Annotated in this window: 7 protein-coding genes; 5 read left to right on the forward strand and 2 right to left on the reverse strand. The window is 60.4% G+C overall.

Annotated features, from left to right (window positions below):
• Positions 1 to 899 precede the first annotated feature (899 nt).
• The 3 genes from E3T27_RS16330 (at position 900) to E3T27_RS16340 (ending at position 2,542) form a co-directional block, all read left to right on the forward strand.
• The gene (locus E3T27_RS16330) at positions 900 to 1,484 is read left to right on the forward strand and encodes a recombinase family protein (RefSeq protein ID WP_134574073.1); all 585 of its coding nucleotides are present in this window, start codon (positions 900 to 902) and stop codon (positions 1,482 to 1,484) included.
• Between the two features lie 289 nt (positions 1,485 to 1,773).
• Positions 1,774 to 2,031, forward strand: a complete 258-nt coding sequence (locus E3T27_RS16335) for a hypothetical protein (RefSeq protein ID WP_166786255.1) — start codon at positions 1,774 to 1,776, stop codon at positions 2,029 to 2,031.
• A 94-nt stretch (positions 2,032 to 2,125) separates the two neighbouring features.
• The gene (locus E3T27_RS16340) at positions 2,126 to 2,542 is read left to right on the forward strand and encodes a hypothetical protein (RefSeq protein ID WP_134574063.1); all 417 of its coding nucleotides are present in this window, start codon (positions 2,126 to 2,128) and stop codon (positions 2,540 to 2,542) included.
• 172 nt (positions 2,543 to 2,714) lie between these two features.
• On the opposite strand, the gene E3T27_RS16345 is transcribed toward E3T27_RS16340, so the two are convergent.
• Complete coding sequence (locus E3T27_RS16345) at positions 2,715 to 3,524, reverse strand: aminoglycoside 6-adenylyltransferase (protein ID WP_134574065.1); 810 nt, start codon at positions 3,522 to 3,524, stop codon at positions 2,715 to 2,717.
• A 90-nt stretch (positions 3,525 to 3,614) separates the two neighbouring features.
• Between E3T27_RS16345 and E3T27_RS16350 the strand changes: the two genes are divergently transcribed.
• Positions 3,615 to 4,397, forward strand: coding sequence for a nucleotidyltransferase domain-containing protein (locus E3T27_RS16350; RefSeq protein WP_134574067.1), 783 nt, complete (start codon positions 3,615 to 3,617; stop codon positions 4,395 to 4,397).
• 8 nt (positions 4,398 to 4,405) lie between these two features.
• Here the strand turns inward: E3T27_RS16350 and E3T27_RS16355 are convergent, their stop codons facing one another.
• Positions 4,406 to 4,966 carry a P-loop nucleotide/nucleoside kinase family protein gene (locus E3T27_RS16355; protein ID WP_134574069.1) on the reverse strand — a complete coding sequence of 187 codons (561 nt, stop codon included), beginning with the start codon at positions 4,964 to 4,966 and terminating at the stop codon, positions 4,406 to 4,408.
• Between the two features lie 270 nt (positions 4,967 to 5,236).
• On the opposite strand from E3T27_RS16355, the gene E3T27_RS16360 reads away from it, so the two are divergent.
• Positions 5,237 to 5,890 carry a DUF4232 domain-containing protein gene (locus E3T27_RS16360; protein ID WP_134574071.1) on the forward strand — a complete coding sequence of 218 codons (654 nt, stop codon included), beginning with the start codon at positions 5,237 to 5,239 and terminating at the stop codon, positions 5,888 to 5,890.
• Positions 5,891 to 6,193: the final 303 nt, after the last annotated feature.

Below are 6,193 nucleotides of genomic sequence, written 5' to 3' on the forward strand. Positions count from 1 at the left end.
CGCTCCCGGCTCGGTTACGCGGAGGAGGTGTCTGCTTCGAAGCTGTTCGATACCGGCGTCACCCCTGATGACACCCGACCAAACCAGCGCCGCCCTCGGCATCAAGCGGGACGTTCACCGGACGGTGAACCGCGACAGTCGGCATCGCTTGTCGACGCTCTTTGAAAAGTACACCGTGGGCGTTATTGTCCTGCTTCTCGAATACCAGATGACCACATGGGCGCGGAGTGTCAGATGGGAACCCTTTGCGGGATCGCACAAAGTCGGGACGCTCAGAGAATTCAGGATGCAATAGTGAGGGTGATGGGGTCGGTCTCGGCAGGTCCGCCACATTGTTCAGTGCCGCCCACGCGGACCCAGTTGAGTGTCACGTCCCTCTCGGCGAGGACTTCTTTGCTTGGTGAGAGTGCGCGAATAGTGACATTTTCTGGAGTCGCCATTATTGTCGAGATTTCCCACGAGTGTTCATCGATCCCGACGGACTCGTCTGGTGATAGCTGAGTTGGGGCAGGGCCTGAACATTCGCCGTCGACGCACAACTCAACGACGCTGACGTTAGATGTTGTGCCTTCGAGCTCGACGGTGACAGTGTTGTCCCACCCGATCGTGGGGCACACGTCCGAGACTGAGCAGCCGGACACAACCGCACTCACCATGAGCGCGGCACTGAGAACGACCAATCGCCTTGTCGTATTGATCGATCGTGTGGAAGCCATGTCGTCCCCATTCATTGCTTGTGATCCGAGGATAGCTGAACCGTCTTAGCCATGGCTCAGATGAACAAAGCGTCACGTAAAGGGAACGCCTTGGGGTCAACGCCTGAGAGTGAGGGGTCCGCAAGAGGGACCGCGACTGCGACGATTATTGACCCGCTCTCCGCAAAGCGGGAGTGTTTCGCCATGGATGGATTACTGATTGGATACGCACGCGTTTCCGCGGAGGAACAAGATCTCACCGCCCAACAAAATGCCCTCGAACGACTGGGCGTTAGATCGTCACTGATCTACACCGATCATGGTCTGACCGGAACGAACCGGGCCAGGCCCGGACTCCGGGAAGCGCTGGCCGCCTGCCGTGCTGGAGACACCCTCGTCGTCGCCAAACTCGACAGACTCGCACGGTCACTCAGGGATGCCAAAGACATCATTGACGAGCTGACGGCCAAAGACGTCAAGCTCAGTATCGGCGGAGCCGTGCATGATCCAAACGACCCGGTCGGGCGCCTGCTCTTCAACGTCCTGGCGATGGTCGCCGAATTCGAGTCGGATCTGATCCGCGCCAGAACGCGCGAAGGAATGCAGGTGGCCAAGGCGAAAGGACGTCTTCGCGGTAAGCAGCCCAAACTGTCGATGACGCAGCAAAAACACTTGATCGAAGTACACAACGCCGGCCTACATTCCAGCGCAGAATTGGCGGAACTTTTCAACGTCGCGCGGTCGACCGTTTATCGCACCATTCAACGTCAGTTCGAATCGGGCCTTTGAGAGGGGCCCTCAATTGAAATCTCGTTGCCGGATTATCTGGTCCGGCAACGGGAACGTTCAGTGGGACGGTTACCTAAGCTGGCATCATGCGCAATGCAGAAGTGCGCGACGCATATAGCGCTTGCCCCCAGAACATACAGTTCTTCGGCGTCGACCGCGACGCCGTGGTCGTCGTGCAACAGGAGTGCCTGATCGATAGTCTGGCGACATGCCCAACAAGACACGCGGCGCCACGCGCTCACCTGTAGTCGCAGCTTGCGTCGTCCTTCTGGGCTTGCTAGTGCTTTGGATGGCGCAGCCGGTCCTGCCCGGTTGGGCCTGTTCGGCCAGTCTTCCAGCGGTGTGCCCACCGCAGTTGTTACCTTTTCGTGCGTCGCTGATTAGCGCGAGTATCCTCTTCTCGCTGCTCGCGACTGTCATCGTTGGGCTGCTGCTCCGGCTCAGAGCAAACCGGTGGCTGAGCGGTATGTCCCGAAGTACCGTCTTCGCCGTGCCGGTAATCCTGGCCCTGACAGTCGTCGCGCACTTTCTGATCCCGCAGCCCTAAGTCGAGCCTGCTTGGCTCGGATTGCCGACGCGGCCCTCGAACGTCGTGCCCGTAAGCCGAACCCTTTGCGGACGTCCGGCGATAGGGTGGGTGCATGGTGGGCCTGTGGGAAAGCATCACGCGCGTAGGCGCAACAGCATGGTTTGCGATTGCGGTTCTGCTGACAGTCGTTGGATACTTTGGCGGCGAGGAAGCCCTATGGTCTCTCCTCTGGCTGATCCCGCATGCAGTGATCTTGTTCGGCGTGTGGCGCGGCAGTCGCACCGCATGGGCAATATTAGTGAGCGTCAGCGCGGCCTTGGCCGCAACGCTGGGCATTGTCGGCATCGGAATGCAGTTCGGGTCCGGATTTGTCATGAACATCTATTGGTGGGGGCCCACGGCCCACGGCGCAGCGCTGCTGTGTCTCGTCGTTTTTCGAGCAAGCAGGCGGCGAGCAGTCACAGTCAAGCCTCAGGCGATCCATGACTCCCCGTCTGAACTTGAGCGGACGCAGAACGCCGCTCTTTGAATGCTCGATTCAGATTCAAGGGCTCGGCCGGGATGGATGGGCTTTCGTGCGGTCGCAGATTCAGGGGGCCTAGTCCGGTTCACGGCCGGTGAGTGCCGTCACCCAATGGTCCTGGAGGGAAGTCCGCAAGCGGAACGTCTTTCGGGACAGCTACGTTCCAGTAGCGGATCCTCTAACGGGCACCCGACTGCGTGGCGAGGATGACTTCGACCTCGCGGTGGACGCGGTCGTGGTTGAAGGACCGGAAGCCAAGGCCGTCCGCGAGACGCCTGCCAAGCCTGGCGAACAAGGCGATCGAAGCGCGCAAAGCCCTGGCAGAGTCCACGACGTCGAAATGTGCCCAGCACTGTTCAAGCGCTTGCTGCACGTCGGCGTCCATCCATTGCCGCATGCGGGACCCCAGGAAGCGCACGTCGTAGTCAAGACCGTGGCGCACGCAATGATCCCACTCAATAAGGGTCAGGAGTGACGCTTTCAGGTCTCTGTCTCGAATCTTGTTTGACCATGGTTCGTCTCGGACGATTGCCTTCGCGCACATCAGTGCAGCCGCGTACCCCCAGTTCAGTCGCTCCTGAAATGCCGCCTCGTCGGGCAATGACGACCTCACCGCAGCCACGTGCAGTGAGCCGGAAAGACTGTCTTTATCCACGAGGAAGGTGAAAGGCCGCTCATGGCGGGTCATCGGCAGCGCGTCAGCCCTGATGACGGTCAGGTCCAGCTTGCCCCCGATGTAGTAAACCAAGCGGGCCGGGTGCCAACCGGGGGTTGCCAAGCGTTCGACAACGAGCACCTCCCCAAGTTGATCCCACCAGGAATCGTCTGCAAGGAGCGGTGTCGGGTCCGTGGCGTAGATCTCGATATCGCGATCCGACAGGGGATGCGTCTCGTGCGCGGCTGCGGAACCAGTCATCACCATCGCGCGCACGTTCTCGCTGTTCTGCGCCCATGCGATCAGTGTGTCGATTGCGTTGTCGTACTCCACACTTCCAGCTTTCCACAGAGTACGCACCCAGCAGCGCCGGCCGCCCAGACGTCGAACCCCCGTACGGGACGATTGACCCAAGGAAGATCCATGAACGGGCGCATTCACGGTTCGACCCAGCGGCGCTCGTTGGTGTCGCCCTATGCTCAAGGCATGACTTCGGCACTGGACGGGGCCCTCAAATCGGCTCAAGCATTCGTCAGGAAGGTACACCCCGAGGCGGCAGCGTCCGCTTTAGCCGGCAGCATCGTGCTCGGCCGCGGGACCAGAACTTCTGATCTCGACATCGTGGTCTACTACGACGACCGTCCGGCGAGCTTCGCAGAAACGCTCAGACACGACGGCTGGCTGGTCGAGTCATTTGTTTACGGCCCCGAGGGCATCGATGAGTGGTTCGCTTTGGAGGCGAAGCAGCGCCGGCCCGTCGCCTTGGATATGTGGGCTGGCGGCATCCCACTTGTTGACAACGTCGCAACGGCGCTGCTGCAGGCTCGTGCGCAAGGGGTGATGGCCGCAGGTCCGGAGCCGATCGGCGCGACACAGCAAGCCGACCTACGATACGGGCTTACGGCAGCCATCGATGATCTCCAGGGACGCCCGGATCCCGGAGAGGAGTTCGCCATCATCGCGGACGTCTACAAGCGCGCCGGGGAACTGCTGCTCTTCGCCAACCGCAGCTGGCTTGGAAGCGGCAAGTGGCTGGTGCGACGCCTCGGGAATCTTCAAGATCCGGCTGCGAAGCGTCTCGTCCAGTGGGCGGAGTCAGTTCCACGATCATCTGAGGAGCTCTGCCGCATCGCGCATGAGGTCCTCGAAAGCGTCGGGGGACCGGTGCAGGAAGGGCATACTCGGGGCTCCCGCGAGGTTGGCTAAGCGATCCTTCACCAGGCATCAAGGATGCCGGATGTTCCGCGTTCTCGGCGATCAAGCACTGAATCCGCGATCTGCTGCGCGGCTTGGTCCGCTGTGATGTGTGTGGTGTCGATGACCTCGGCTTCTTTGTGTAGCCAGGTATGAGCTGCCTCGGCGTATGGCTCCAAGTACGCGAAACGGAACGTCGAGGGGCCGAGGTCTTTGTCGTTCTGTATGCGTTCGCGGAGTGTTGTCTGGTCGGCGTGGAGGACGAAATGGTGGATCGGTATGCCGTGCTCGGTAAGACCACCGCTGATCTCCCGCCAGTAGCTCTCGACCAAAACAGTCATCGGCATCACAAGTGTGCCTCCGGTGTACTCGAGCACGCGCCGAGCGGTTTCGACAACGAGCGGTCGCCACGGCTTCCAGTGCTGGAAGTTGTCCGTTGCAGGAAGTCCCGGCTTGATGTCCATGAGCACCTCGCCGACCTTCTCAGCGTCGAGGACGCGCGCGTCGGGCAGTAATTGCTGCACGAACTCGCTCGTCGTCGTCTTTCCCGCCCCATGGGTGCCGTTGAGCCAAACGATCATGAACCGAACTCTAATGCCAAGAAGTGTCCTTCATGGCGTGCCCGTAAGCCGAACGGTTTACGGGCTTGCCAGGGATGATCTCGTGAGCTCAGCCGTCGAATGATAGTCCTCATGGGAAGCTTGGATCTGACCGAGGCTGTCACCGAAGTCGCTGCCATGTTCCGCACAGACGGACTCGCACCTTTAGACCCAACGCCGAGGCCGCCACCCCAGCAGTCGTACACCGCAGGTGCATGCATCAACTGACACCACGACAATTCGAGGAAAATCATGAAGAAAATTTCTGTACTCTGCTCCGGAATAGCCGTCATCTTCTTCTTGACTGGCTGCGCTGGCCAGGTGAGCGGTGAGACAGCGTCTTCAACCCCGTCGCCCACGAGTGCCGGTTACCCTTTGGCTTCCGCTTCGCCCGTAGCGCCTGATCCGGGGGAGTCCGAGACCACTGGCGAAGCATCGGTCCCCGCAATCGATGCAGATGTGACGCCGATGCCCGGCGGAGCCGCTGAGTGTGACGGAGACAACCTGGGTATTTCTATCGCCGCACAGCCCATGGCCAGCGGAGCCGGTTCGTTCTTCTCCGAGATCACGTTTACTAACACCGGCGGCGACGACTGTTGGGTCGAGGGACCGCCTTCCATCTTCAACCTCGCGGACAGCGCTGCGGGGGCAGTCGTGGGGAAGCGCGCGGCAGACAGCGGCATGCCGGAGGTGGTGCAACTCGCTCCTGGGGCGTCTGCTTACAGCACCATTCATTTCAGTAATGCCGGAGCGTACGACTGTGACACCGCCGTCGCCGATGTGGCCTACGTGAGTCCACCCAATTGGGATTCGTCACGGACCATAACGCTGGAAAATCCCGTCACCGTATGCAACACACCCGCTACCTACAAGGTGTCGTGGATCAGCGCGACCAGTCTCTTCTGATCTAAGGCATGGGCAGCGACTGATTACGCCTATGCCGCGAACGAGTAGTCTCACTAGGTTTGGTTAGGCCACGGACGGCGGAGCGGTCTGGCGGAGACCGCGACCTCCTAATGGTCCCGCAGGAGGAACGGTTTGCGGGCTTGGTACGGATGTGATCACGAGCTCAGCCGTCGAATACTTCACCACTGGCGAAGTGAACCGTCCCTGATTTCCTGCCGCTTTCTTTCTGGTGAAAGGATTCGGATATGCCCAAGAAACACCCAACAGAGGTTCGCGAACGAGCGGTCCGTATGACTCTTGATC

It is taken from the genome of Cryobacterium lyxosi (assembly GCF_004403345.1).
GTDB lineage: Bacteria > Actinomycetota > Actinomycetes > Actinomycetales > Microbacteriaceae > Cryobacterium > Cryobacterium lyxosi.

What these genes read in the sequence shown, in the direction of transcription:
- E3T27_RS16330 (WP_134574073.1), top strand. Translation starts at nt 900, where the DNA reads ATGGATGGATTACTGATTGGATACGCACGCGTTTCCGCGGAGGAACAA.
- E3T27_RS16335 (WP_166786255.1), top strand. Translation starts at nt 1,774, where the DNA reads ATGGCGCAGCCGGTCCTGCCCGGTTGGGCCTGTTCGGCCAGTCTTCCA.
- E3T27_RS16340 (WP_134574063.1), top strand. Translation starts at nt 2,126, where the DNA reads ATGGTGGGCCTGTGGGAAAGCATCACGCGCGTAGGCGCAACAGCATGG.
- E3T27_RS16350 (WP_134574067.1), top strand. Translation starts at nt 3,615, where the DNA reads ATGAACGGGCGCATTCACGGTTCGACCCAGCGGCGCTCGTTGGTGTCG.
- E3T27_RS16355 (WP_134574069.1), bottom strand. Translation starts at nt 4,966, where the DNA reads ATGATCGTTTGGCTCAACGGCACCCATGGGGCGGGAAAGACGACGACG.
- E3T27_RS16360 (WP_134574071.1), top strand. Translation starts at nt 5,237, where the DNA reads ATGAAGAAAATTTCTGTACTCTGCTCCGGAATAGCCGTCATCTTCTTC.